The following is a 26,088-nucleotide window of genomic DNA, read 5'->3' on the forward strand; positions in this document are numbered from 1 at the left end:
GACGAAAATTTTTTACCACGAAATCTTACGCATGTAATAAAAAGGAAGGAGGAATGCATAGTACGATATACCAAGCAAAGTGAAATTTTTTTGCTTCAAAATCTTACAAATGTAATATTTTGAAGATATAGTGTACATTAAAAATAGAATATGACCATATCAGCAAAGCAAAATGAATGGAGGTTAATATGAAGAAAAGAAAAAGCAGAAACAAGCGAAAGAAAACAAGAAGCAGGCTCCTATGGATTGCGAGTGCTGCTATAGGAATAGCTGCGGTAATTTCTGCAGTATGTGTGGTAGGAATGATAGCAACAAAGAAAAATGCGTGGAGGACACCGGAAGAACTTTTGGTGGAGTACATGGATCATATTCCAAAACAGGAGTATGAAGAAATGTATGCGATGCTACATATTGAGGCATCGGGAAATGTCAGTCAGGAGAATTTTGTAACTCGAAATTCAGCTATTTATGAAGGTATAGAAGCCCGGAATATGGCTGTCCAGATTATTGCATATGATGAGGAGCAAATGTCGGTAACCTACCAGACTGCTTTCGATACAGTTGCAGGAACTATCAGCTTCGAGAATGAAGCACTTTTCCTAAAGGGCGAAGACGGATACAAGTTGGTTTGGGATGATTCCATGATTTTTCCTAATCTGACTTCTGCAGATAAAGTAAGAGTTTCCACTACACAGGCAGAACGAGGAGAAATTCTGGATAGGAACGGACGTGTCCTTGCAGGAAAAGGTACAGCATCTTCTGTTGGAATCGTTCCGGGAAAGTTGGAAAACAAAGAGGAAGCTATTGCAAAGATTGCAGAACTATTGGAAATTGCACCAGAAGTGATAGAAAAGAAACTGTCCGCGAAGTGGGTAAAGGATGATTCTTTTGTACCAATTAAAACAATACCGAAGGTTGAAAAAATCGAATTAATGAAGTATAAACCGGACCAAAAGGTACTAAAAGAAAATGAAAGACATGAAACATTGCTGGAGATTCCCGGAGTGATGATATCTGATGTTGAAGTGCGTGAATATCCATTAGGGGAAAAGGCTGCACATTTGGTGGGATATGTTCAAAGCGTTACAGCAGAAGATTTAGAGGAACATGCAGGAGAAGGATATACAGCCAATAGTGTAATTGGCAAAAGTGGAATGGAAGGTCTGTTTGAGAAAGAACTGAAAGGGAAAAACGGTTGCCGAGTTTACATTGTAAATTCGGAAGGTAAAGAGAAAGAAGAACTTGCTTATATTTTAGTACAGGATGGTCATGATATTAAGCTGACGATAGATGCTAATTTGCAGAGTTCTTTATATGAGCAGTTTAATGAAGATAAAAGCTGCTCGGTAGCTATGAATCCTTATACGGGAGAGGTATTGGCTTTGGTCAGTACACCTTCCTATGACAATAATGATTTTATTATGGGATTGTCGAGTGAGCAGTGGACTGCACTTAACGAGGATGAGAATAAGCCAATGTATAATCGATTCCGGCAAGTGTGGTGTCCGGGGTCTACATTTAAGCCAATTACTGCTGCGGTCGGCTTGGAATCAGGAGCAATCGATCCAATGGAAGATTACGGGAACGTAGGCTTAAGCTGGCAAAAAGATGCATCGTGGGGTTCATATCATGTAACAACACTCCATGCATATGAACCAGTCATTTTAGAGAATGCCCTGATATATTCCGATAATATTTATTTCGCAAAGGCGGCATTAAAGATTGGTACAGAAGAGATGGAGAGTTCTTTGACTGGACTTGGTTTTAATGAGGAACTGCCATTTGAGATTAAGATGGCAGAGTCGCAATATTCCAATACAGATGGAATTGAAACGGAAATACAGTTAGCTGACAGTGGTTACGGTCAAGGGCAGATTTTGGTGAATCCATTACACATGGCATGTATCTATTCTGCTTTCTGTAATGAGGGAAATATTATAAAGCCTTATTTGGTATATCAGAATGAAGAGGCAGCTGAGTATTGGATTCCAGGAGCCTTTTCTAATGAGACAGCAAGCCGGGTGTTAGAAGGAACAAAGAAAGTTGTGAATGATTCTACTGGAACCGGATATGCAGCCCATCGAGATGACATTGTATTGGCAGGAAAGACAGGAACAGCAGAAATCAAGGCATCAAAAGAGGATACGTCCGGTACGGAATTAGGATGGTTTGCTATTTACACAGCAGAGAAAGATATAGAATGTCCTATATTGATTATCAGCATGGTACAAGATGTGAAAGGAAGAGGAGGAAGCGGATATGTTGTTAAGAAAGACAGCCTGGTTCTGGAAGAGTGGTTTAGCAGTCATTAGTTTTGTACTGATATTTAGTATTTCGGGGTGTAGCGATACACCCCCGGAAGAAGATACAGTTTCGGAAACAGTAGTTGATGTTCAGGACGTTTCAGAAGAAGAACAGGAGAATGAAAAAGAAATTATAAACATCTGCATAGATCTTTATGAAAAGGCAGCAAAGGATAATAAGATGGCTGATTTGGAAGCAATTCGAGGTATTGTAAATCGTCTTGGAGAAAATGGATATCCGGCTGTTGACAACAGAAATCAAGTGAATATGACGGAAGCGGAGCAGGTATTGGAATTTTGCAAAAAAGTGGATGCACAGGAAGAAGCAGAATTAACAATTCTTGAAATCAGTTATTTGGGCGGATTTGTAAAATATGATTTGCATACAAAAGACGGAAATGTAGATGTGGTCAGAAGCTATTACAAGTATGAAGACGGGGGATTGCAAAGAGAAGTTACTGGAAGCTATCAGGCGGAGTATTGGAATTATACAGAAGAGGGTTACCTGATGTTTTCCGGTGTCTGGTTTTCAGAAGAATTGTACATTCTTACATTGAGTGGAGTAGAAGAGCATACCGCATTACGAGTACAGCCATTGGATGAAACATATAGGGAACTGAGCCGGAAATATCTCAACTTTATCAGCTTTGAACGGAATAATATGTTCATTGTGGATTGGAGTGAAGAAGATTTTGGTGATTTGAATTTCTATGATATGTATGACATTCTTTATCCAAAAGTGAATGGTCAGTATTTTCCTTATGTCGCGGATGGCAATTTGTCAGTCGGTGCAGTTTATCGGATTCCCAAAGAGGAATTTGAAAGTGTTATTATGAAATATTTCAATATTGATAGTGAAACACTGCAATCCAAAACAGTCTATGATTCGGAGGATTCCACATATGAATACAAGCCGAGGGGTTTTGAAGAAGTAGAGTACCCGGAATACCCATATTCAGAAGTAATCGGGTATACGGAGAACAGTGATGGAACAATTACACTTACTGCTAATGTGGTATTTCCATATTCGGGAAATTCCAAAGTATATGCTCACGAGGTTGTGATTCGTCCTTTGGAGGATGGCAGAGTACAATATGTATCCAATCGGATCATACCTTCCGAGGATAATAGTGAGGAAACATGGCACACACCCCGTTTGACAGCAGAGGAATGGGAAGAACTGTATGGAGGCGAATGATGGAAGATGTAAATTGGCTGTTGAAGAAATGGGGATTTCCGATTTTGATGTTGCTTATTGCGGTAATAGCAGGAGTGCTTTGTTGTGGAAAGCAGCACACGGAAGAACAGAAGGCGGCAGAAGAAGTGTGGGAGCCTCCGGTGGAAATCAAAGACAGTGAAACGATAACGGAAGAAGAAAGTGATACGGAAACTTCTATAGATTCAGCATATTGGCTTATTCCGCAAGCCAGTGATTGTCTTATTTCTGATGAGGAAAAGCAGCATCTACAAAGTACAGTTTTGTCGGCAGCAGAATCGGTTAAAGAAATCTATAAAAATGTGATAATTAAAGATGCTGCGAATTATTCCTCCGGTGTTAGTGAATTTACAAGCGAACAACGGAAAACGGTTGTGGAGCAGTTAGGAGCGGCCGGTTTGGTAAGTGTTGAAGAAGATACTAATATGCAGAACCCTGAAAAGATAGAAATGTTTTACTCAGATTATCTGAATGGGAAGGATTCAATGGTTACCATATTCGAAGTGCAGCGGGATGGACTGATTGGAGCATTTACTTTTATCTATCGGAAAGGTGAGTTACAGACCTATTACATAGGAATCCGGTGGAAAGAAGGCGGTATACCGGAGATACAGGGAACTTCGGTAAGTAATGTGACAGAAATTAAACTTACAGAAAAAGGGTATTTTATCTACGCATTTGAATATGTGATTGCACATGCAAGTTTGAGACAGTATTGGAGAATAGAGCCGCTTCCGGAAGACTGCCGGAAATTGACGCAAGAATACATATCAGGACTAAGCTATGTGAATTATAATGTGCTTGTCACAAACTGGGACAGAAGTAATGTAGAGGATATTCTTATGCCTTGTATGTATGAAGATATCTATCGGATTTATACTGGAGAAAATTTGAAAACAGAAAATTGGAAAATTCCAGCAGAAGAATATGAGAGGATAATGACTACCTATTTTCCGGTATCTGTAGAACAGTTGCGAGAACATTGTGGATATGATAAAGACAGCAACAGCTATGAATATGAGATGATTTATGCCAGCCTGTATCCACCTTTTGGAGAAGTAGTAGATTATACGGAAAATGCGGATGGAACGCTCACACTTATCGTAGATGGTGTATGGCCGGATTATAATTCTGACCTCGCTTTTAGAAATACGGTTGTAGTTCAGCCGTTTGAAGACGGAACTTTTAGGTATCTTTCTAATTCTATAGAGCAAATAGAATTGGAATTGCCGCCAATAGCAAAATCACAGCAAAGGTGATTTCGAAGGAAAGGATAATTTTATGGTATTAAAGAAAATGAATATTTTACTGATTACGGCATTTCTGATTGGGTGTTGTGTGTGTGCCTGTGGGAAGGAAGATAGTATTACAAGCGAAACTCTTGAGAAAGATACAGAAGAGGTATCTTCCACAGAGGAAACAAAAAGTGCAGAGGAAGAGGCTACAGAACAGTGGGAAAAGGGCTACAATCTTCCCGTGGACGAACAGGAAGCGGTGGAAGCTGAAAATGACTGTATAGAAATGATGGAACGTATTTCTGACATTTATGGAGATGCAGATAAAGGAGCAGCTTCTAATGTTGTTTTGGAAGATGAAACAATTTTTAAAATGCAGAAGAAAATAATGGAAACAGGATGTCCGGTTGCTACATTGGTTTTGTATTCTAATATGGGAAATTATGAAAATGTAGATAAATTTCTCAATGAATGCATGGATGGGAAAAGCGGCGCTGTAGTAATTTATGAGATATATGATGATGGTGGCGTAGGAAGAATGAAATTTATTTTCGATGGAACAGATATGTACATCGTAAGTACAAGAGGCGTTTGGAATGATAATAATACACCAGGAACATCATACATTTCTTACACCAGAATCAAAGAGTGGAAATATACGGGTAAAGGGTGGTTTTGTTATGAACTATGTGTACCAGAGTATCCGGAAGTAACTGAGATGGTGGATGGGAGCTGTCTGATCAGAGTAAAGCCAATGACAGAGGAACAGCGTGAAATGTCTGAAAAATGCGTGCGTGGTCTGGGATATCAGGGAAATAACCTCTTATGTTCCAATTGGGATACAGAGCATATGGAAGAACTGGATTATAATGGGATATATGAATATCTGTATGCAATGAAATACCAGGAAAAGTTTAATTCTGAGAATTACCCAAATGGAATACCAAAAGAGGAATTTGAAAATTTAATTATGGAGTATCTTCCGGTGACGGCAGAGCAGATACGGGAATATGCAGTATTTGATGAGGAAAACCAGACTTACGCTTGGGTGCGTCTTGGTTGCCTTAATTATGCACCAACGTTCTTTGGTACTTCTTTGCCAGAAGTAATTGATATAAGAGAAAATGGAGATGGAACAATTACACTAACCGTTGATGCAGTTTGTGATATGGTTATATGTGATGATGCAGTTATAACTCATGAACTTACGATAAGGTTTGCAGAGGATGGCAGTTTTCAGTATTTAGGGAATGAAATTCTGAATGACGGAATTATGCACATACCAGACTACCAATACCGAATTAAAGAATGATTTGATAATAGTTGTGTTTTGTGGTAATCTTACAGATGTAAGAAAAGGAAGGAGGACACATGAAGAAATTAAAACTAGTTGGAATATTGGCAGCAGTTGTATTAATAGGCGGTGTGATTTCAATTCCGCTTATAAATAACCACACTGCTTATAAAGTGGAAAAGAAATTATGTGAAACACCACTGCCAGAGAAAACGGAATTGATAGAGTCAATATCACGGGCAGGGAAGCTGACAGGTAACGGAAATGGAATGCAGTATTTCGGAGCAATTTTAATTCGAAGTGATTTGTCTTTGGAAGAATTGGATGCTTACTATTCAGGGTACAGAAGTAATGAGTGGGAATATCTTGTAGATATCCAAGAAGGACAAGAGATTGAAGTGGTCGATCATAGTACATTGCAATTTGCGGAGCAGATAGAGAGTAAAGGATATTACATTGTGTATTCGTGGGGAGATGGGAATTCTTTGCTGAAAGAGATAGATATTCGTGGACACTAAAAAGGAGCAAGATGAATTATGAAATATATTTCCAAAATCAGTAAAATCAGTAGCTTCATATTTTACATATTTCTATTGTGCCAATTATGGCATTTATGCCAATATGGAAGGATGGTGTAAAAATGATTATAAAGTCTATTATGACCGATGAAGATAGAAAAGCATTAGAGTATATGCTTTCGTTAGAATATGCTATGCCATATCAATTACTTAAGACAAAAAATAATAGAAGGAAAATTATTTATATAATGACACCAGTATTATTTTTGTTATCAATCGGCTGCTATTTTGTAAAGAGTTATCCGATGTTTTATGTGGAAATGGGGATTTCTATTATTGCATTGATTTGGATTATTTGGTTTCAATCTAAGGGAAAAAAATTTGAAAATAATGTCCATGAATTTGTATGGAATAAATCAAGATATAACAAAGTGGAAATTGATGTTCAGGGAATAAAATTAGAAGATAAAAAGATCTGTGAACTTAAAGAAATAGATAGAGTCTTTTTGTACAAAGGTTTTTTCTTTCTCATAACGAATGAAAAAAAGTTACTTGTACTAAAAACAGTAGGTGTAGAGACAGAAGAACTTATTAAGATTATTAAAGAAGCTGATATCTTATTTGAAAAAAGAGAAGAACCATTTAATATTTATGAATATTGCAAAAAGTAGTAGTTAAAAAAGAAAAAACAATTAATAAGATAATGGAAAAAAACGAGTAAAAGTTAATTCTACAGTTAACCTTTACTCGTTTTTGTTATTTCTGTGATACCCAGATATTCATGTCTGACAAGATAGACATGGTTATTTCAGTTGCGTTGCCTCCGGTAGCATCTCTATCGGCTCCAATATTTGTGGCAAAAAAGTATGTATTATCTTCCGTTTCGACAAAGCCAACAAACCATCCATTAATATCCTGACCATTTACACGGCCAGTTCCGGTCTTTCCGTAGAATGTTCCGGCATCGGAAGCTGAAAGGCAGATGGCATCTTTTACTGCATTGATATTTTCAGGGGCGAAGCCGAAACTGTTATTCTGTAGCTTGGTTAAAAGTTCGACCTGTTCTATTGGAGATATTTCCAAGGAGGATTCCATCCAATAAGAGGAGAAATCGCCACTCATGTTTTCGTTACCATATCCGATTTCTTGAACATAGCTGTAAACGTCAGAGGCTCCAAGCTGTTCATCTACTGTTTGAAAATACCAATTCACAGAGGAGTTCATTGCAGACTGTAAGGTCTGATCTGCGTTCCATGCTTCAAATGGATAGGTTTCTCCATTCCATGCAATGAACGAATTTTCCGGTGTAATGACGCCTTCTTCCAATCCGAACAAAGCATCGTATATCTTGTAGGTGGAGTTTGGAGCAACCCGTAAGGTGGCATGCTCCATGTCATGTATACTCCATGCATCGTTTTCCAAATCGTATAAAACAAAGCTGCCTTCGTATTCTCCGAAGTATGTGGAGAGGTCTACATAGGAAACATTCTCAGAAGAGGAGTCCCATTGGTAGTAGTTTTCGTCTGCTGCGTATGTAGAAATAAAAGGAGCAAAACCTAACAGGAGGACAGCAGTCAGTACAAATGCCGTCATACCTTTTAGCCTTTTTGTAAATGTTGGCTTCTCATAAGATGCGATATTGATAATTCTCCGCTTCATCTGTTTCATGTTTCCACCAAGACCGGCAGCAAACGGAAAAGGAGTAAGAGAAACCTTTTCAGCAAAGTTAATCAGTGTATTGCCATAATCCTCGTAAGCATCCTCTTCAAGCATCTTTAAAACAGAGGTGTCACAGGCAACCTCTCTGTCATTACGCATTTCTTTCAGAGCGTACCAAACAAGAGGATTGAACCAATATACCACTCCGGCAAGGTTCATCAAGAAACTTCCAATAGCATCATGGTGCTTGTAATGCTGCAGTTCATGTAACAGCATATACCGCATATCGGATTCGTTATAATCAGAGATCAGATGAATCGGAAGATAAATACAAGGTTTCAAAAGTCCAACAATAATCGGGGATTTCAAAAATGCGGTACTGTAGACAGGAATATCTCGGTAAATCCCCATCTCTTCTAAGCAGTGATGATACAGTTTGCGGACTTCCTTGTTCTGAAGGGGAAGGGCAGATTTCTCCAAGTTGTGTAAACGGAGAGAGGATTTGATTACCAAAATAATCATTGCAAGAATACCTACAATCCATATCCCTAATAATATGTATCCGGCAATGGATGGAGCTTCGTTATTTACAGAAAGGGTAAAGTCATTCATCCAATTTATATTTCCGGTTGGATTGGCCCCAATGGTTTCTCCCATAGCAGTTCCAGTATTGGAAGATGGAGAGCTTCTCAGGCTGCCGAGCCACGAGAAGATTTGAGGAAATCCGATTAAACGGAACGGTATAAAGGGAACTACCAACAACCCAAGCAGCAGGAACCACAGATTATACTGCATCCGGCTGGAAAGGATGTTTTTGAATATACGCTTGGCTATCAAAAGAATTCCGATGATACCGCTGATAAATACATTGCATATTAAAAAGCGTATCATAAAATCAGCCACGTTAATTGCCTCCTTTTTTTGACCTCTTTGAAAGAAGGAAGCGGAGAGTGTCTATTTCTGTTTCAGATAGTCTGTCATTTTCTATATATGCAGACAGCATGGCAGTGATATCCCCGTCATAGTATCGTTCCAGAAAAGAATTGCTTTCCTGGCCGATGTATTCGCTTTCCTTCACGACTGGGGTGTAAACAAACACTCGGCTCTGTTTTTCATAAGTCAGAGCACCTTTGGTCACAAGGCGTTTGATTAAAGTCTGTATCGTTTTCGGACTCCAGCTTGTGGTCTGTAATAATTTATCTGTTATTTCATTTGTACTGATCGGCGCATGTTTCCATACGATTTTCATAACTTCAAATTCAGCTTCAGAAATCTGTGGTAAATCACTCATTTCAAATCCCTCCTTAAATCTTACGGGTGTAATAAATATATTATAGACGTTATTTATGTGGTTGTCAATTTCAGAAAAAAGATATTGGCTTGAAATCTTACCTATGTAATAATTGAAATATTACAAGGGTAAGATTTGGAAAAGGCAACAAAAAGAAAAGAACCAGAATCACAATGGATTAGCTGGTTCCTTTACTCGTTTGAATTACCTCTTTTATGTATGAGTGCTAAGAGGTATTCAATTGCTGGAAGAATCTCGGCTACCTCTTGCTCATTACATTCCTGTAGCATCAATAACAGTTTTTGTTTTTTCAACCCGTCCGTGGCAGTGGCAGTGTGGAAAATCTGGTCTGCAGGAATGTGTAAATAAGCGATGATCTGGCACAATACTTCGAACTTGGGATTCCCACGGTCGTTTTCAATATTCAGTATTGTACGTTCATCACAACCTATTTGTTCAGCTAATGCTGCTTGAGATAGATGGACAGGGAAGGATTCGTGCCTTGCACGAATCCTGGAATGAAAAGTGGATAACAGAACATTTTAGGCGCACTTTAATAAGCCTCTGGTTTTATGAAGTTGGTAAGTCCTAGGCTATGAAAGACTTTAGACTTCTGATGTATTGTCGTTGATGGATTTTGTCGGCAACAACTACAGTTAATAACTGTGATATACCAGCAAGAAGTAAATCTGCATGAAGTGTTTTTTCGTTCGTTGTTTTTCGATTAGCGACACAAAAACTGTCTTTAAAGTGGTTGATTGATTTTTCAACATTTACCCGGATTTTGTAAGTGCCATCCCATTCTTGTGAGCCACGCTCCAAACCGGGGGTATGCTCTAAGGTTTTTTCGGGATAAACATAAATCATTCTGCCACAGGAAGAGGTTGTGCAGGGATTATCGCAATGACAAACGCGTGCAGTGAACGATACAAGGTAAAAGAAGTCATGGGATGTGCCAACCGCCACGTGGAGGAAGAAACGCTGATAAAGGCATATCTGATGGCGTGGAATGCGTTGGTGGAGAATCGAGAGGATTTCATGGGGCAGTGGACGGAACAGCTGCAGAGCGAGAACCTCTTGGAAGGTTATCGGGCAGAGAAGTTCATAGAATATACTGATGAGGCAGAGCCTTTGACGGAGATGGACACGGACTTCATGCTGAAAACACTGGACCACATCAAGGCTTTTGGGGATGGAACATTGTTGGTAGTGTTCCTGGATGGAACGGAGATTTGATGTAAAAATGAAGAGGAGTAAGAAAAGATGCCGATTGGGAGTTGCGATTCCTGATTGGCTTTAAAAGTGTATCAAAAATAAATTAAAATAAAATTGATACAATAAGATTGACAAAATGTTGATAAAACAGTATAATTTTAATGTATCAAAAAATAAAAAAGAGGAAAATGATATAAATGGTAGTATATGAATTGATTCCTAAATTAATAAGAGCAGCATTAAATAATGATAAGAAGGCTGTAGAATCGATTTCTCTCATGATAGGGAGAAAAATAAAAAAAGAGTATCCTCAAATAGCATCGGAAATTATGCAAATAACCGCCAATAGCAGTGTGGGGGCTGACACATTGAGAACATTGGATTTGACTCCCGCTCCAGTTGATAGAGAAACTCGAAGCCAATTGGTGAAGGTAGAAGAACCGATAATGGTAGAAGAACCGATATTATCGCCAGAGGTTTGGCATCAACTAAAGGATTTTTTGCTAGAACGCGAATTGTTGGAAAGATTTTTGGAAGAGGATATTGTTCCACCTAATAGTATATTATTGAGCGGAAAACCAGGGGTAGGTAAAACGTATATAACAAAATGGCTTTCTTATAAACTTAATTTACCAATAGTGACGGTTGATTTGGCAACATCGATATCAAGTTACTTGGGTAGAAGTGGACAAAATATAAAAAGTATATTTGACTATGCTAAATCCCAAAATGTTATTTTGTTTTTGGATGAGTTAGATGCTATTGCAAAAAGAAGAGATGATATGGGAGATTTAGGAGAACTTAAACGGTTGGTAAATGTCCTTCTAAAAGAATTGGAAGAGTGTCCGGTTACTTGTGTGATTGTAGGTGCTACTAATCACCCAGAGATATTGGATAAAGCAATATGGAGGCGATTCGACAGGAATATAGAAATCCCTATGCCTGGAAAGGAAGAACGCAGGAAACTTGTTGAGAGAACATTGGGTAATAAGTTCGGTGAGATGAAAAGTGATACAATAAAGTTCATTGTTGGAAATACAGAAACTGTTTCTGCTTCTGAAATTTGTAAACTATGTGAACATATAAAGCGTCAGATGGTGATGAATCGCGATGACAAGCCAGATATACTTGCTTTGAGAGAGTGCTGCCGCATAATTGAATTAAAAGATCGAAATGAAAAAGTTCAATTATGTAAGCGGATAAAGAATGAATTTCCAGAATTATCGTTGAGAGATATTTCAAATATTACTATGATTTCATCGGCATCAGTTGGAAGATATATAAAGGAGTGATGATATGGAAAAAGGAAAATATCCCATTATTGCAAATGGAGAATTATATGTAGAGCCGATTAGTAAAAAAATTAATTTTCCACCTAAAGAATGGCCGCATGATTATAACGACGCAAAAATAAATATTTGCAATGATTTGAATAATATCAAAAAGAAGATCGAAGATAAAGAAGAAATATTTTTGGATGAAAAAGTTCTGTGTATTCGATTGGAGCCTAAATTGGAAGCAAAATCATATGTTCCAGATTCTTTGATGATATCGGAAGACATGCAGATTATAGGTGGAAGAAAATATGCCTTTGTAGATGAAAATGGCGAAAAAAAAGATGCAAAATTGTATTTTGTCAAGGCAAAAAATGCAGGAATAGATAAATTAGAAAAAACACTGAGAAATGGAAGTAAGGATACTGTAGAAAAATGGAGAAGACAGATACAGTCTATAAAGAATATAGACCTGCTAAGTAGCGAGGAGAAGGTTCAGGGATTGACAGAGGATTGGACGAAAGGAACAATAGAAATTGTTCTTCATCCTTTGGAAAATAGTGTCCAGAAAATGATAGATGCATTTATGGAAATTTCAGGTTTATCTTCAAATGAAATAAAGATAAAAAGCTATGAAAAAGGTTTAACTTTTATCAGTGCAGTTTGCGATCGGGAAATAATAGCAGCTATTGAAAAGTTTAATCCATTGAGGTCTTTGCACCCTATGGGAGATATTGATCTTGAACCAATGCGAATGGTGCAGGAAGTGGAAGGCCCTAGGCCGGCAAAAAAGAAAATGCGTTCTAATATAACAGTAGGAATGTTTGATGGTGGTATAATTGAAGATCATGTCTTGTTAAAAGGTTATGCAAAGGAAAATGATGTAGTAAATACAACGGCCACATCAAATTCGTTACAACATGGGAATTCAGTGTGTGGAGCTATATTGCATGGTCACTTAGGTGGAAAAACCCCATCAGATGAATTGAAAAATCCCTCTGTATTCGTGGAGTCATTTAGAGTGTTGCCAGCTGAAACACAGATAACGAGTACACGAGATGCTGAATCGGTACATGGAATGTACGAAACTATTGATCAAATTGAAGCTGTTGTAGCTGAACGTAAAGATATAAAATTATATAACTTATCATTTGGTCCTAAAGAACCGATTTTGGATGATAATATAAGTCGATTTACATATGCATTGGATCGTCTGACATATAATGTAGAGGAAGGAGAAATTAACCCGCTTTTTTGTACTGCTGTCGGTAATGATGGTAATAGAGGGGAGTATTTGAACCGTATTCAAACCCCGTCTGATATGGTAAATGGACTTGCGGTGGGAGCATATACATATAATTTGTTTGGTGAAAAAATCAGAGCAGATTATAGCAGTGTAGGTCCTGGAAGAGAAGGAGCGAAAACAAAACCTGATTTGTTAGAGTTTGGTGGCAGTCAGGAACGGCCGTTCATTGTTGTTGGAAGAGGTAATGATAAGGTTGGTATTAGTGCAGGGACAAGTTTGGCAACTCCTGTGGCAACGGGAAAAATTGGTCAGATGATGGCACATTCACCATCAATTACTCCACATTTGGGACGAACATTATTGATTCATAATGCGACCTCTATGTCTGGGGTGCGGGATAATGAATGTGGATATGGATTTGGTAAAGAGGATGTTGATGATATTTTAAAATGTATTGGAAATAAAGTGACAATACTATATTCGGGAGATTTGCCTGCTGCGAGTACGGTTAAATTACCTATTTTTTCACCTGGAGTTAATCAATCAACAGGAAATGTGAGTGTTATATGGACGATAACAACTATTGTTAATCCGGATATAACAGATACGGATGCATATACCAATAACTGTATAGAAGATACATTTTATCCTAACAGTGCGGTGTTTAACTTTTCGAAAAAAGGGAAAAAGACAATAAAGCTAAATCTTACAAAAACAGAAGATGCACAGCAGATGGAAAAATTATTGGAGCAAGGATATAAAATGTCGGAATTACCTGTAAGTGGTGCTGCAAAAAAAGATAAAAGTGAGAATGCACTTAGAAATAAAGATTTAAAATGGGATACTGTTATAAAGAAAACCAAATCTATGAGAGCAACATCATTGTTAAACCCATTTTTAACATTGCATGCGATTGGAAGAAATGGGTATGAGCATGAAAATATTAAGTATTTTGTAGCATTTACTATTGAAGCCAAAGGGTATAAAGGGAATTTGTATGATAATATACTACAGACATACTCTAACTTGTTGCCGATAGAAATCCATAATGTGAACAAAGTTATGGTTCCTGTTGAATAAATGAAAAAAATCAATTGGAGTGTTTTCCGATTGATTTTTTTATGTATAATTATGTCATGAACAGTTTTTGTATTATTATCCATGAGAGGTGCTAGTATGGGATATGAAATAGAGTTTAAATTAATTGATATAAAAGATATAAATAAAATTCAATGTGTCGAAGAAACAGAAGGCCCCTTTGGAGATGATGTTAAAGTTGTATGTAGACATGATATTACAGATGAATATTGCAAAACTATAATGCAGAGAGCAATGACGAGAATAGCTATAGAATGTGAGTGGCGTTATATTGGATGTACAGAAAGAATAGGTCATCATGAGTTTGAAGTATCAGGACCAGTAAATAAGTATATAGTAATATTCCAACAAGATACATATGAATGGAATGTGCAATTAACGGTAGAAATAGGATATAAGAATTCATGTCATAAAAGCGAACAAAGTTATGATGCTTTTTTGGAAAAATTGAAACTTGCTATTAAAAATAGCATGGTACGAGATTGGTATAAATGTGTGTGGATTAGTGATAGCCAATCTTTATGGTTATCAAGAGAAGTTTATTCAGAAATCTATATGGCAGAAAATGAACTTCGAGCATTTGTAAGTAAAGTGATGATTGATAATTTTGGGGCTGAGTGGCATGATAGACCAGAGTTTTCCAAGTTAAGTGCCAGTATTGAATTAAATGCAGATAATGTGAAAAGAAATGTTCCTAATTTTGCCAATATTGATGTGAATTTGTATACGGTCACTTTAGAAGGGCTGATGGATACTGTACAGTCAGATATATATACTGACGCCATGTCATCTGATTCAGAAGTTCAAAAGAGAATTAAAAGTAAAATTTTTTCAACAACCAAATTGGATAAAATGAAATCTGCATTGGATTTTCTGAGAAATCAATACACTAAAAAATACAATATTTGGGACAAGTTTTTTATTCCTTTTATTGATAAGCCGGAGGAATTCCAAACCTCATTAACAAGTTTTATAGCGAATAGGAATCATGTTGCACACAATAAATTGTTGGATTATTCCGCAAAAGAGAAAATGTTATATGACACTCATGCGTTTAGAGGTTATATAAAGGAAGCTGTTAGAAAATTCGATAGTGAAAATCGTTCTGAAGAAGTAGAAGAGACTTTGCAAGCTATAGAGGATCAAAAAGAATATGAACGAGAAGCACATTTAGAAATAGTACAGTCTGAAGCAGGAATATCAATAAGGGATAGAAAAAAGATATTGGCTTTATTTAGAAAAGTGATAAGGGATATTTATAGAGATATACATGAAATTCTATACTTTAATGAAGTGTTGGATGTTAACGAAATAAACTCTCTAAAAGATGAAATGGATGAACAGCTTTTGTTTACAATATTTAATGGACGGCAGGAACTTTTAAATGTATATGGACTGGTAGATATTGATGATTCTGAGGGAGCAACAAGTGTACTGAAAATAAGTGTAGTTGGAGGAAATGATGAAGATGTTGCTACTGAAAGTATTGAATACGTTAATGGCGAAGCGGAATACAACTTGGAGCAGACCGGTTATATGCCAGTAGTAAAAGATTCATTAGATGATGGCAATAAGGAAGCTGTCAAAGAGGCTGTTAATGAGTTTGTGCTAAGGATAATGGATGATTGCGAAACAATGGGATATAGCGAAGAAAGACGGGCGGAGGAAGACTGGGATGCAGATGCTGCTGACATTTTAGAAAACAGATAGATTATCATGTGGGGTAAAGGCTATCCCCCCTAAGTGGAGTATATACTTTTTTGCAAAAGGTTTCAGTTTCGCTATTTAGTATAAGAAGAAACTTTCACCGCATGTAGAGACGGTAGTGTTATTGTCCAAACTTGATGTCGATAAGCATATAGATGTTGAAATTAAGCTGGATTAGCTTGATTTGACAAGTGCAGAGAGTAAAGCAACATACGCTCAAATCAAGGAGTATGTATTAGAAAAATTTGGACTAAAAGTTTCTACACTTTATATTGCACAAATTAAAAAGAAATGTGGGATTGAAATGAGAGAACATTATAATAAATCTAAAAAAGATAATCAGGCTATCCCACAGTGTACGCCTGAAAAAGAAGAAGCTATCATGGATGCTTTAAGACATTTTAAAATGATTTAGTAGAAATGGAGGGTATTTATGAGATGGATATTAAAAATTATCTTATTTCCAATTAGCTTGTTGTTAAGTATCCTCACCGCAGTTCTTTCATTTTTACTTGGCATAGGAACAGTAATACTGTACTTGCTGATGATGTTTTGTATATTTGGAGCAATAGCCTCTTTTTTACAAAAAGAGGTTACCATAGGTATAGAAGCCTAAATTATAGGATTTTTACTTAGTCCTTATGGGATACCGATGGTTGGAGCGTCAATTATAGCATTATTGCAAGGTATAAACGAGAAAATAATGTCAGTTTAAATCAGGGAATTGATAAATCAGAAGTTGTGGAGGTAATTTTATGCGAGTATACGAAAATAAAGAAGAACTCAAAACTGAAATAAATAAAACATTTGAGAAGTATATTGCAGAATTTGATAATATTCCAGAAAGCTTAAAAGATAAAAGAATTGATGAAGTTGACAGAACGCCGGCAGAAAATCTTGCCTATCAGGTGGGATGGACAACTTTAGTTCTTAAATGGGAAGAAGATGAAAGAAATGGGCTTCAAGTAAAGACACCATCGGATGAATTCAAATGGAATCAACTTGGTGAATTATATCAATGGTTCACAGATACCTACGCTTATTTATCATTGCAAGAGTTAAAATTTAAATTAAATGAAAATATTAATTCTATATATGTAATGATTGATTCATTAAGTGATGAAGAATTATTTAAACCACATATGAGAAAATGGGCTGATGATGCGACTAAAACAGCAGTGTGGGAAGTTTATAAGTTTATTCATGTGAATACTGTAGCTCCTTTTAAAACTTTCAGGAACAAAATTAGAAAATGGAAGAAAATAGTATTATAAATTACAGACAGTAAAGTTAAAAATTTCATAAATAGGTTATCAAAGGCGATAGAAAAACTATCGTCTTTTTATTTGAAAAAAGAAGCATATCCCAGAGGGCTGCTTCATCAATTTTTTCGTAAGTGTCCGTACACTTACTGTGCTTACTCATATACTAATAGATCATATACTAATCGTGTAAGAACAATTTTAAGCATAATGCTTATATTATTATACCATAGTTTGGAAAAATAAAAAATTATATTTCATAAACGTTTCATAAAAGCTATGTAGAATGTTATTGAAAGCAGTTATGAAATACTAAAAAATAGAAAGGAGTAGTTAGTAAAGTGATAAAAAATGCTATAGCATATATTACAAGAAAGAGAAATCGAACTTTAATAATTTTTATCATATTGACTATAGTTCTATCTTGTTTGTATTCTTGTTTAACAATAATGAAATCAAGCAATGAAATAGAAAAGACTTTATATGAAAGTTCTAATTCTTCAATTTCAATAACAAAAAAAGATGGTAAATATTTTAACGTTAATCAATTTAAAGATATTGAAAAAATAAAAGAAGTTGAAAAAATAATAATTCAATATGATGGATTAGCAAAACTAAAAGATGCTAAAGTAGTTAGCGGAGAACAAAGAATAAATAGAGAAGATTTATCTGACGAATTTAAGAATGTTGTTTCATTCGAAGCTACAAATAATACTAAAAGAAATATTTTGTTTAGCAGTAGAGTGTTTACAATTAAAGAAGGAAAAAATATAGAAGAAAATGATAAGAATTCAATTATTGTTCATGAAGAATTTGCTAAACAAAATAATCTAAAATTAGGTGATGAAGTTAATCTTGAATTACTTGACATTGAAGAAAGTGAAAAAATAAAAAGTCATAAATTTAAAATTATAGGAATCTTTTCTGGTAAAAAACAAGAAACATATACAGGATTATCTTCTGATTTTAGTGAAAATATGGTGTTTGTAGATTATTCAACAAGCCAAGAGATATTAAATAAATCAGAAAATAACAAAATTGCAAATAAAATTTTAATGTATTCTAGTAGCGCAGAATCTACAGACTTAGCCTTAAACAAATTGAAAGAGCTTAAGATTGATGAGTCAAAGTATTTTGTTCAAAAAGATTCTAATGCATTTGAAGAGTCTTTAGAGTCAGTGAGTGGAATAAAACATATGATAAAAATAATGACTTATTCTATTATGTTAGGCGGGATTATTGTTCTTTCATTGATTTTGATTCTATGGTTAAGAGAAAGAATTTATGAAATAGGTATATTTTTATCTATTGGAACATCTAAGATACAAATTATAATGCAATTTATATTCGAGTTATTATTCATATCGATACCAAGTATAATATCTTCCTTATTTTTAGGAAATGTATTGATAAAAGTAATTGCAGGTGGATTAATTAACTCAGAGAACTCAATGATTTCTGGTGGAAATTTAATAAATGATAGTAGTTTTGTGTTAAATATTACAACACTTGGACAAAGTTATTTAATATTAATAAGTATTATTGTTTTATCAGTTGTATTTGCTTCTTCATTAATATTAATCAAGAAGCCTAAAGAAATATTATCAAAAATAAGTTAGGAGAAAATTATGGAAATATTAGAAATAAAGAATGTATCATATAGTTATGCCAATTCTAAAGAAAAAGTTTTGTCAGGAGTAAATCAAAAATTTGAACTTGGGAAGTTTTATGCGATAGTAGGAAAGTCAGGAGCAGGAAAATCTACACTTCTTTCCTTACTTGCTGGACTTGATAAACCTCAAACAGGACAAATATTGTTTAAGAATGAAGATATACAAAAGAAAGGATATAGTAATCATAGAAAAAATAATATATCTTTAGTGTTTCAAAACTATAATTTAATAGATTATTTATCGCCGATTGAAAATATTAGATTGGTGAATAAATCAGCAGATGAAGGTATCTTGTTTGAACTGGGCTTAGATAAAAAACAAATAAAAAGAAATGTTATGAAATTATCTGGTGGACAGCAGCAAAGAGTAGCTATTGCCAGAGCATTGGTATCAGATGCTCCAATAATACTAGCTGATGAGCCTACGGGTAGTGTTCAATTAGTACAACACTACCCAAAAACAACACCCGTGATATTCTGGTCATTGTCAATCCTTATTTCTTTAATGACCGAACGCCAAAGCGTGCGTTTTTCTTCACGGGTCAAAGTATCATAAATGGTTCTAAAGCTATTATCAAGAAGCCTGCGCACAGCTGCAAAGTCTGGCGGTGCTTCCTGCGCTGGTTCCGGTATCTGGTTTAGTGCAGAAACATATATTTGATAGTCCTTTTTATAGTCTTCAATGTCGATAAGGTCATTCACATACAGTTCTTTTAATTTGGTCAACTTCCGTTTCAGTGCGGCTTTGTCAGTCCGGGCAACGGACGATTTCTTTTTGGCTGCTTCCACGTCCCATTCAAGCTGGCAGCGTTCCAGTTCTTCCCCCAGATGGTCAAACAACCATGCTTCCACAATGTCTTCACGGGCTGAATGATTATGAGAGCAGCGCCCACGCTGGAAATGCTGGTTGCAGCGGTAATAAAAATAATCACTGGATTTGTAGCCAACAAGTTTGTGCCCACATTCAGCACAAGTCAGAATGGAAGTGAAAATATAAACCTTGCCAGATGGAGCGGAACGCACATTGCGTGTCAGAAGCGCTTGCACACGGTCAAACTGCTGTCTGTTTATGATTGCCGGGCAGAATTGGTCATTATATCTGCCGCCCCGGTCATACACGCCAGTGTACAGCTTTTCTTTCAGCATACGCCGAAATGTGGCGTCACACCAGTTCACGCCGTATGTTTCCCGGATATAACGAACAGTAGCCCGCTGGGAAACTGTGTTTTCAAAATAATTAAAAGCGTCTTGCACAATGGCTGCGTCTTCCGGTACGACTTCCAGCCGCTTTTCTTCATTCACACGGAAGCCGAACGGAGCAGAACCGGAAACAACGGTGCCATGTGCAATCTTGCTGTCAAATACAACGTCTATTCTTTCACCGTCTATGTCAGCTTCATTCTGCGCAATGGACAGCTTCACATTGATATACAGACGCCCGTTTGCGGTTGTTGTGTCGTATTCTTCATCAGTGGTCTTCCAGTCGCAGTTGTGCGCCTGCAATATTTCCATAACTTTGTAATAATCAGCAACGGAACGAAACCAGCGGTCAAGGCGGGCGAAAAGCAAAATGTCTACTTCATCACGCTTCACACTGTCCATCATGCGTTGAAATTCAGTTCTTTTGTGAATGTTTTTTCTGGCGGTCTTTGCGGCGTCAATATAAATTCCAACAATGACCCAGCCACGTTCCCTTGCGTATGCTTCCAGCCGTTCTTGCTGGGCTTCCAGCGACAAGCCTTTTATCTTTTGCTCTTCACCGGAAACCCTTATATATAGAGCAACCCGGACAAGCGCCGGGGCAATTTCCTTGTTTCTCATAATATCACCACAATTCTTGTCAATTTCCTTTAATTTCCCGTCATGCCGTGATAATATAATAAGTGCAGACGGTATGTTGTATCTGGTATGATATATCTTTGCACCGCACCCGGAGTGTTCCCAGCACTGCGGGTGTTTTTATTTGCCAATTTTTAACAGTAGTTGCGAACCTGCCAGACCTTTATAATTGAAAAGCGCCCAGCTTTTCCGATAAAAGAAAGGTCGTGGGAGATAATGAAAAAGAAATACATATATCATAGCAACCATAATATATTTGCTATTTATTACAGCAGCAACAACACAATGTATATCAATATTAACTTCACAGGAACGACACAACTAATCATTAAAAAATAAAGCGGGACCGCTGGGCGTCCCCTAAAGGGGGCTACCCAACGTCACTATTGCCGCCGTTGTCAACTGGCGGGAATTGCTTTTCTAATTCTTCCGGTGTGTCCGGTACGCCGTCATACAACGGCTTTTCTTCCGGCACGTCTTCTGCGTCTGCAACGTCTATGTATTTTTCAATCATACGCCGCAGCGCTTCCCAGTCTGCTTCATCAAAAAGCGCAAACGTCTTGAAAATGTTCTTTGCAAATTCATTCTGCCCGGTCATTACACGGTCAATCAATGTATCATATTCCGTCTTGTCGTCAGCGTACATATCACCAGTGCCATTCAGCAACCAGTTTTCGTTGATACCAAATTCACTGCATATCAATTTGTACAATGACAATTTCTGGTCTGGCTTTGCAAGTCGGTTATGTTCAATATTGTTAATAACATCACGGCTGACACCCAGACGTTTTCCAAATGCTTCCATACTCATTTTCAAAGTATCTTTTCTTAATAATCGCACTCGTTCGTAAACTTCCATTGAGTAGATACCCCCTTTCTTTTATTTTATGGGCTCTCGCAACTTTGTGGTGGATGCCACATTTTTATATCTTGTAGCATCCACTCTGAATGGCATCCAAAATGCTTTCAAATGGAATACCGTAATCAGTGATTTTTGGTAGTTCGATTTTATACATCATAGATGTCCAATGATAATCTACCGGTGGCATTTCACATCTTCTTCCTGCTGTGAATAAAACTTTACCTCGAAGAACATCGAAGTCATAGCCTCGCCCCTGTGTAGCAATTCCGCGGATAACACTGTTCAGACCTTCAACAAATGCGTTGGTTTCCGGTGCATCAAAGTAGTTAAAAACTTCTTTTTCACAACGACGAATAGTGCTAGTAATCATGGAATAACCGTTAAATTCAGAATCATTGTACGGAATGCTCTTTTTCCAGTCAAGGTAACGTTCTTCCGCCTCCTGCCTGTTTGGGGAATCGTATATCTTGTAAAAGTTTTCTGTTAAGCGGCAAGCTGTTTCGAGCTTGGGATATTCATTAAACCATTGTTGCCTCAGATCTCGCGCATATGGTGTAAGCTTATCTTCTCGCATTAGGAAGATAGCACGATTACGTTTGAGTTCTGCAGGACCGAGACGACTGTATCTTCGACGCATGTTATCGAGCTGCTCTGTAAGCATTTTAACGATATGGAATTTGTCGATTACCACAATGGCATTTGGTAGTGTTTCATAAACAGCGTTACGATATCCAGACCACATATCCATAGTAACAACCTCGACGTTATTAGGTTTCTGAAGGGATTGTAGAGCTCTAATAATTGATGGCTTACTTCGATCCTTTAGCATATCCATAACGGTTCGTTCTTCGCCATTTGCAATTACCGCCCAAGGCTGCTTTCGCTTATAGTCATTATTCGCCATTAAGCATATTTCATCAATACCAAGAATTCGCGGCGTCTCTAACTCGCCGAGACTTGGAAGACTTTCAACTTCTTCCAAGAATATTTTTCGGATGGTTGTATGAGAAATCTTCAAATCGTTTTCAAGCGTTGAAAAAGGAGTGATTTTAGCCTTCTCTGCAATATGATTGCGCAGACGTACAGTCATCCTATTCTTGCCATCAACACAATACAGAGGCTCTGCAAAGCAGCCAGAACATTCTTTGCAACGATAGTAGCGCTTTTTTACAAAAAGACTTACTCGCTGATTGTGAATGTTCAAATCTCTGATAATCTGTTGTCTGGATTTATAAATTACCAGATCTGGGTGCAAAGAACCACATACAGGGCAGTAATTAGGACGGTCCTTGGTCTCTACATAAATGCCCATGTCATAATCATTTTGATGTATGTCGGTGACTTCAAATTCTGGTAATTTAAGTAACTTATCAACTAACATATCTCCCATGTCGTGTCTCCTTTTGAACTATGGAACGGTTAGTCCTTTAAATGCTTGGTATAAGTTTTAATCATATCAAGAATAAAAAGCTGTTCTTCCTCTGATAGGTCTTGCGCACATGCGTAGATTTCAGAAAGAACTTTAGCGCTGCGAGTTGCTTCTTTGCTTATATCCATAGAACCTATGCCGTCTGTTAGCCATTCCTTGTTAATATTTAATACGCTGCAGATAGCGTTAATTACCATAGGTTGAGGTTCGCTCACTTTATCATGTTCGATATTCGTGATGACACCTCTTGAAGCCCCTATTTTATCTGCCAACATATCCTGAGACATGCTTCGAGCCTTTCTTGCCTCTTTAAGACGTTGTCCAATACTCAATATGTTTACACCTCCTTCATGCTTGAAGTGTATCATAAGGAAAACGTCTTGTCAATACAGAAGCGTCTTGATAATACAAAATAAATGTATTGACAATACTTAAAAAGCGTGTTATAGTGTATTCACAATACAAAACATTCAAAGACGGCGTATTAGTAAAACGAGAGGAGGGCTGTTTATGATGGGTAATCCCAAACTTGTAAGTGAAATCGTAGAAACTGCCAGCACCATTCCAATTGAGTGCCAGGAACATATTTTAGATGTCATTAAAGCTATGGCATTTACAAGAAAGGTTGTTGAAAGAGGGCGTGCAGCAGATGTAGAGGCAGGGGAATATGGTAAGAAAGAAACAGCATAATGATGGTTTGGTGGATGGAAATATTCACTCAAAAAAACGTCCATCCACCACAAAGTTTCAATACCCATTTTATGTGTTCACTATACAACAAGAAAGTGTGTTAGTCAACCAAAAAATAAGAATAAATATAGAAAAGTGTGTTGACAGACCAACAAAACAATGCTATTATAAGCCTATCAACCAATATAGAAACAAAAAATGAGTTGGTGAAACAAAAAGAACGGAGGTGGCAGCAGTGATGGACAAGCACGAACCAGATATGCCGTACTTTGACATACTGGGAAGAGCGCAGGCAGCAGTTTTTCCAAACGAAGAACTGAAAGCGGAAAACTTCAACTTGGTAAATACAGAGGGTTTTGAAAAAGCAGTGGTGCTTCTGAAATGCTGGGCAGAAATGACAATGCGTGAAATGCTCAAAGAAAAAAACTTCCGCATTGAAATTAACTACAATGCGGAAGCCAAAAAAACCACATTTGCAATATATACACCTACTGCAAAAGAACAATCGGACAGTCAGCAGGAACATTCAGAAGTTTAATATTACTTTCTTCAATACAGAATGTAGCGGACTGAAAACCTTGTTTGAAGTCTGGACCGGTAAAAGCGTTGTTTTTTATACGGTCAATCAAAGCGGTTTTTTCATCAAGTGAAAGCGGCGAAAAATCAATTTCATATTGATGTAAAGACATATTCACACCCCCTTTGCTATGGATTGCCAGCCCTGCACTGGCTGACAATCCAATTATAGCAGAGGACCACAACACAGAAAAGGAGGAAGCGGACATGGCAGCAGTTGAAATGAAAGATAAGAAAAAAGAAATGATTGAGAAGACCGCACAGGAGTTCCAGAAGTTAAATGGTGACAATCAAATGTTTATTCTGGGCTATATGCTGGGTATTCAGCAGGAACGCCAGAGAACCACACCGCAGCCACAGACGGCATAGGAGGTGGCAGGAATGGAAGTGCAAGGAACATTCAATGCCCAGCGCTTCTTTGACACTTTGGCAATGATTATTTCACAGCGGGAGGGTGTAAAAGTCACCGTGACTGTGAAGCAGCCGGAGCCAGAAGAGAAAAAGCAGCGGTCAGCATAGGCGCTGGGCGAAAAAACAAAGGTTTTTCAATAGTCAAAATGTGAATAGTAGCGAAAAGCTATTCAAGATAAATCATACCAGATACAAGGAGGAAAAGCGCAAATGAAAGAATTTGTGAAGAAAAAAGCGGTCATTGTCAAAGACAGACTGGGACTGCCAAACTACATGACCATGTTTTACATGGAGCCGGGGACGTACAGCCCGGAGGACGTGCCGGAAATGTTCAAAATTAGAAATAAGATTGTCCCGGCAATCCTTATTTCACAGTATCACAACACCGTGATTGATACGCTGAACGGCGGCGTTGCGGTATCACTGCCATTCCAGCAGCCAAAGCACACAATCAATATGAACGACGCAGCCAAAGCCTGCGCCAGAAAAGGCGAGGGCTGGCACCTTATGACAAACACGGAATTTGTCTACTTACTGAATGAAGCGGAAGAACTGGGGCACACAATCGGCGGTAACACCAATTATGGAGCAAATGCAGAGAACCCGGACGAAAAGGGCGTGAATTATGACAGAGGACGCACACTGACCGGACTTGACCCGCTTACATGGTCCCACGACGGAACCGCAGGCGGCGTGTTTGGACTTTGCGGCAATTTCTATGAGTGGGTAACGGGGCTGCGCCTGCACTATGGCGTTATTGAGTACACAAAGAACAATGACGCAGCAGTGGACGGCTACACGACAGAAGCCCCAGACTGGCAGGTTGCGACGGTAAACGGAAAGCCGCTGCGATTATACGGAAACGACGGCGTGACACTTTCAACCAAAGAAGACGTTGAAGTGGCATGGGACGGCTGCCATATTAAGGACTTGCAGCTGGAAGAACTGGAAGAAATGCCAGAAATTGCGTACAAGCTGGGAATTGTACCGCATGACTGGAAGAACGAAACAGCTGGAATATGGGCAGACAACGAACTTGAAGAAGCCGTGCCTTTCCGGGGTTCGAGTTTCAACAGCACTTCCTACGGTGGCGCTGGTGCGCTGGGCTTGAACAACGTCCGTTCTAACGTCAGCAGCAATGTTTCGCTCCGTTCCGCTTTGTTTTTGGAAAGCTGGGAACTGGTAACTGATTTACTGAAAGCGAGTGCGGAAGCACACGCATAAAGAACAAGCGTTCTAATATTTGACCGATAAAAAGGCAACGTAAAAAGCCTTTGAAGATGTGCCGCAA

At 37.6% G+C, this 26,088-nt stretch carries 25 protein-coding genes and 3 pseudogenes; 20 read left to right on the plus strand and 8 right to left on the minus strand.

Annotation, left to right across the window (positions count from 1 at the left end; all coding sequences use genetic code 11):
* Positions 1 to 188 precede the first annotated feature (188 nt).
* From WMO42_RS02300 to WMO42_RS02325, 6 genes are all read left to right on the plus strand, one after another.
* Entirely contained in the window at positions 189 to 2,312 is a 2,124-nt protein-coding gene (locus tag WMO42_RS02300) for a penicillin-binding transpeptidase domain-containing protein (RefSeq protein ID WP_349191437.1), read from the plus strand.
* Entirely contained in the window at positions 2,260 to 3,501 is a 1,242-nt protein-coding gene (locus WMO42_RS02305; protein WP_349191438.1) for a DUF6070 family protein, read from the plus strand. The genes WMO42_RS02300 and WMO42_RS02305 overlap by 53 nt, the downstream gene beginning before the upstream one ends.
* Positions 3,501 to 4,778, plus strand: coding sequence for a DUF6070 family protein (locus WMO42_RS02310; protein WP_349191640.1), 1,278 nt, complete (start codon positions 3,501 to 3,503; stop codon positions 4,776 to 4,778). The genes WMO42_RS02305 and WMO42_RS02310 overlap by 1 nt, the downstream gene beginning before the upstream one ends.
* Before the next feature lie 22 nt (positions 4,779 to 4,800).
* Entirely contained in the window at positions 4,801 to 6,066 is a 1,266-nt protein-coding gene (locus tag WMO42_RS02315) for a DUF6070 family protein (protein ID WP_186837449.1), read from the plus strand.
* Positions 6,067 to 6,125: 59 nt separating this feature from the next.
* Positions 6,126 to 6,566, plus strand: coding sequence for a hypothetical protein (locus WMO42_RS02320; protein ID WP_118371773.1), 441 nt, complete (start codon positions 6,126 to 6,128; stop codon positions 6,564 to 6,566).
* A 122-nt stretch (positions 6,567 to 6,688) separates the two neighbouring features.
* The gene (locus WMO42_RS02325) at positions 6,689 to 7,237 is read left to right on the plus strand and encodes a hypothetical protein (RefSeq protein ID WP_117482133.1); all 549 of its coding nucleotides are present in this window, start codon (positions 6,689 to 6,691) and stop codon (positions 7,235 to 7,237) included.
* A gap of 85 nt (positions 7,238 to 7,322) precedes the next feature.
* Here WMO42_RS02325 and WMO42_RS02330 read toward each other — a convergent pair whose 3' ends face one another.
* The 4 genes and pseudogenes from WMO42_RS02330 to WMO42_RS02345 all read right to left on the minus strand — a co-directional run.
* Positions 7,323 to 9,128, minus strand: a complete 1,806-nt coding sequence (locus tag WMO42_RS02330) for a BlaR1 family beta-lactam sensor/signal transducer (protein WP_349191439.1) — start codon at positions 9,126 to 9,128, stop codon at positions 7,323 to 7,325.
* Between the two features lies 1 nt (position 9,129).
* Positions 9,130 to 9,516 (minus strand): BlaI/MecI/CopY family transcriptional regulator, encoded by a 387-nt coding sequence (locus tag WMO42_RS02335; RefSeq protein WP_349191440.1) that lies wholly within the window; start codon positions 9,514 to 9,516, stop codon positions 9,130 to 9,132.
* A gap of 191 nt (positions 9,517 to 9,707) precedes the next feature.
* Positions 9,708 to 10,052, minus strand: coding sequence for a helix-turn-helix transcriptional regulator (locus WMO42_RS02340; RefSeq protein ID WP_349191641.1), 345 nt, complete (start codon positions 10,050 to 10,052; stop codon positions 9,708 to 9,710).
* A gap of 120 nt (positions 10,053 to 10,172) precedes the next feature.
* Positions 10,173 to 10,431 (minus strand): annotated as a pseudogene (locus WMO42_RS02345) (ISNCY family transposase); the annotation flags it as partial.
* Between WMO42_RS02345 and WMO42_RS02350 the strand changes: the two are divergent.
* From WMO42_RS02350 to WMO42_RS02390, 9 genes and pseudogenes are all read left to right on the plus strand, one after another.
* Complete coding sequence (locus WMO42_RS02350; RefSeq protein WP_349191646.1) at positions 10,420 to 10,752, plus strand: hypothetical protein; 333 nt, start codon at positions 10,420 to 10,422, stop codon at positions 10,750 to 10,752. The pseudogene WMO42_RS02345 and the gene WMO42_RS02350 overlap by 12 nt on opposite strands.
* A gap of 176 nt (positions 10,753 to 10,928) precedes the next feature.
* A complete protein-coding gene (locus WMO42_RS02355) occupies positions 10,929 to 12,023 on the plus strand; it encodes an AAA family ATPase (protein WP_349191441.1) in 1,095 nt (364 codons plus the stop codon).
* A 4-nt stretch (positions 12,024 to 12,027) separates the two neighbouring features.
* Positions 12,028 to 14,331 carry a S8 family peptidase gene (locus WMO42_RS02360; RefSeq protein WP_349191442.1) on the plus strand — a complete coding sequence of 768 codons (2,304 nt, stop codon included), beginning with the start codon at positions 12,028 to 12,030 and terminating at the stop codon, positions 14,329 to 14,331.
* 96 nt (positions 14,332 to 14,427) lie between these two features.
* Entirely contained in the window at positions 14,428 to 16,059 is a 1,632-nt protein-coding gene (locus WMO42_RS02365) for a hypothetical protein (RefSeq protein WP_349191443.1), read from the plus strand.
* Between the two features lie 181 nt (positions 16,060 to 16,240).
* Positions 16,241 to 16,471: a trmA family RNA methyltransferase gene (locus WMO42_RS02370; RefSeq protein WP_021388686.1), complete on the plus strand. Its 231-nt coding sequence runs from the start codon at positions 16,241 to 16,243 to the stop codon at positions 16,469 to 16,471.
* Positions 16,472 to 16,489: 18 nt separating this feature from the next.
* Positions 16,490 to 16,771 (plus strand): annotated as a pseudogene (locus WMO42_RS02375) (CD1845 family protein).
* A gap of 40 nt (positions 16,772 to 16,811) precedes the next feature.
* On the plus strand, positions 16,812 to 17,330 hold the full coding sequence (locus tag WMO42_RS02380; RefSeq protein ID WP_349191444.1) for a ClbS/DfsB family four-helix bundle protein: 519 nt from the start codon (positions 16,812 to 16,814) through the stop codon (positions 17,328 to 17,330).
* 329 nt (positions 17,331 to 17,659) lie between these two features.
* Positions 17,660 to 18,937: an ABC transporter permease gene (locus WMO42_RS02385; RefSeq protein WP_349191445.1), complete on the plus strand. Its 1,278-nt coding sequence runs from the start codon at positions 17,660 to 17,662 to the stop codon at positions 18,935 to 18,937.
* A gap of 9 nt (positions 18,938 to 18,946) precedes the next feature.
* A pseudogene (locus tag WMO42_RS02390) lies at positions 18,947 to 19,426 on the plus strand (ABC transporter ATP-binding protein); the annotation flags it as partial.
* A 14-nt stretch (positions 19,427 to 19,440) separates the two neighbouring features.
* Here the strand turns inward: WMO42_RS02390 and WMO42_RS02395 are convergent.
* From WMO42_RS02395 to WMO42_RS02410, 4 genes are all read right to left on the minus strand, one after another.
* Positions 19,441 to 20,811, minus strand: coding sequence for a recombinase family protein (locus WMO42_RS02395; protein WP_349191446.1), 1,371 nt, complete (start codon positions 20,809 to 20,811; stop codon positions 19,441 to 19,443).
* Between the two features lie 388 nt (positions 20,812 to 21,199).
* On the minus strand, positions 21,200 to 21,670 hold the full coding sequence (locus WMO42_RS02400; RefSeq protein WP_349191447.1) for a helix-turn-helix transcriptional regulator: 471 nt from the start codon (positions 21,668 to 21,670) through the stop codon (positions 21,200 to 21,202).
* An 82-nt stretch (positions 21,671 to 21,752) separates the two neighbouring features.
* Entirely contained in the window at positions 21,753 to 23,081 is a 1,329-nt protein-coding gene (locus WMO42_RS02405; protein ID WP_349191448.1) for an ISL3 family transposase, read from the minus strand.
* Between the two features lie 29 nt (positions 23,082 to 23,110).
* Complete coding sequence (locus WMO42_RS02410) at positions 23,111 to 23,452, minus strand: helix-turn-helix transcriptional regulator (RefSeq protein WP_349191449.1); 342 nt, start codon at positions 23,450 to 23,452, stop codon at positions 23,111 to 23,113.
* Between the two features lie 178 nt (positions 23,453 to 23,630).
* Between WMO42_RS02410 and WMO42_RS02415 the strand changes: the two genes are divergently transcribed.
* From WMO42_RS02415 to WMO42_RS02435, 5 genes are all read left to right on the plus strand, one after another.
* Complete coding sequence (locus WMO42_RS02415; RefSeq protein ID WP_349191450.1) at positions 23,631 to 23,810, plus strand: hypothetical protein; 180 nt, start codon at positions 23,631 to 23,633, stop codon at positions 23,808 to 23,810.
* Between the two features lie 235 nt (positions 23,811 to 24,045).
* Entirely contained in the window at positions 24,046 to 24,348 is a 303-nt protein-coding gene (locus tag WMO42_RS02420) for a hypothetical protein (protein WP_349191451.1), read from the plus strand.
* A 245-nt stretch (positions 24,349 to 24,593) separates the two neighbouring features.
* Positions 24,594 to 24,755, plus strand: coding sequence for a hypothetical protein (locus WMO42_RS02425; protein WP_182430840.1), 162 nt, complete (start codon positions 24,594 to 24,596; stop codon positions 24,753 to 24,755).
* A 12-nt stretch (positions 24,756 to 24,767) separates the two neighbouring features.
* Positions 24,768 to 24,905 (plus strand): hypothetical protein, encoded by a 138-nt coding sequence (locus WMO42_RS02430; protein ID WP_227094306.1) that lies wholly within the window; start codon positions 24,768 to 24,770, stop codon positions 24,903 to 24,905.
* A 102-nt stretch (positions 24,906 to 25,007) separates the two neighbouring features.
* Positions 25,008 to 26,021, plus strand: a complete 1,014-nt coding sequence (locus WMO42_RS02435) for a hypothetical protein (RefSeq protein ID WP_349191452.1) — start codon at positions 25,008 to 25,010, stop codon at positions 26,019 to 26,021.
* Positions 26,022 to 26,088: the final 67 nt, after the last annotated feature.

Source organism: Lachnospira sp. CLA-JM-H23 (genome assembly GCF_040096425.1).
GTDB lineage: Bacteria > Bacillota > Clostridia > Lachnospirales > Lachnospiraceae > Lachnospira > Lachnospira rogosae.

What these genes read in the sequence shown, in the direction of transcription:
- WMO42_RS02405 (WP_349191448.1), bottom strand. Translation starts at nt 23,081, where the DNA reads ATGGGAGATATGTTAGTTGATAAGTTACTTAAATTACCAGAATTTGAA.
- WMO42_RS02325 (WP_117482133.1), top strand. Translation starts at nt 6,689, where the DNA reads ATGATTATAAAGTCTATTATGACCGATGAAGATAGAAAAGCATTAGAG.
- WMO42_RS02320 (WP_118371773.1), top strand. Translation starts at nt 6,126, where the DNA reads ATGAAGAAATTAAAACTAGTTGGAATATTGGCAGCAGTTGTATTAATA.
- WMO42_RS02380 (WP_349191444.1), top strand. Translation starts at nt 16,812, where the DNA reads ATGCGAGTATACGAAAATAAAGAAGAACTCAAAACTGAAATAAATAAA.
- WMO42_RS02310 (WP_349191640.1), top strand. Translation starts at nt 3,501, where the DNA reads ATGGAAGATGTAAATTGGCTGTTGAAGAAATGGGGATTTCCGATTTTG.
- WMO42_RS02335 (WP_349191440.1), bottom strand. Translation starts at nt 9,516, where the DNA reads ATGAGTGATTTACCACAGATTTCTGAAGCTGAATTTGAAGTTATGAAA.
- WMO42_RS02300 (WP_349191437.1), top strand. Translation starts at nt 189, where the DNA reads ATGAAGAAAAGAAAAAGCAGAAACAAGCGAAAGAAAACAAGAAGCAGG.
- WMO42_RS02355 (WP_349191441.1), top strand. Translation starts at nt 10,929, where the DNA reads ATGGTAGTATATGAATTGATTCCTAAATTAATAAGAGCAGCATTAAAT.
- WMO42_RS02350 (WP_349191646.1), top strand. Translation starts at nt 10,420, where the DNA reads ATGACAAACGCGTGCAGTGAACGATACAAGGTAAAAGAAGTCATGGGA.
- WMO42_RS02365 (WP_349191443.1), top strand. Translation starts at nt 14,428, where the DNA reads ATGGGATATGAAATAGAGTTTAAATTAATTGATATAAAAGATATAAAT.
- WMO42_RS02360 (WP_349191442.1), top strand. Translation starts at nt 12,028, where the DNA reads ATGGAAAAAGGAAAATATCCCATTATTGCAAATGGAGAATTATATGTA.
- WMO42_RS02305 (WP_349191438.1), top strand. Translation starts at nt 2,260, where the DNA reads ATGTTGTTAAGAAAGACAGCCTGGTTCTGGAAGAGTGGTTTAGCAGTC.
- WMO42_RS02430 (WP_227094306.1), top strand. Translation starts at nt 24,768, where the DNA reads ATGGAAGTGCAAGGAACATTCAATGCCCAGCGCTTCTTTGACACTTTG.
- WMO42_RS02435 (WP_349191452.1), top strand. Translation starts at nt 25,008, where the DNA reads ATGAAAGAATTTGTGAAGAAAAAAGCGGTCATTGTCAAAGACAGACTG.
- WMO42_RS02395 (WP_349191446.1), bottom strand. Translation starts at nt 20,811, where the DNA reads ATGAGAAACAAGGAAATTGCCCCGGCGCTTGTCCGGGTTGCTCTATAT.
- WMO42_RS02315 (WP_186837449.1), top strand. Translation starts at nt 4,801, where the DNA reads ATGGTATTAAAGAAAATGAATATTTTACTGATTACGGCATTTCTGATT.
- WMO42_RS02425 (WP_182430840.1), top strand. Translation starts at nt 24,594, where the DNA reads ATGGCAGCAGTTGAAATGAAAGATAAGAAAAAAGAAATGATTGAGAAG.
- WMO42_RS02415 (WP_349191450.1), top strand. Translation starts at nt 23,631, where the DNA reads ATGATGGGTAATCCCAAACTTGTAAGTGAAATCGTAGAAACTGCCAGC.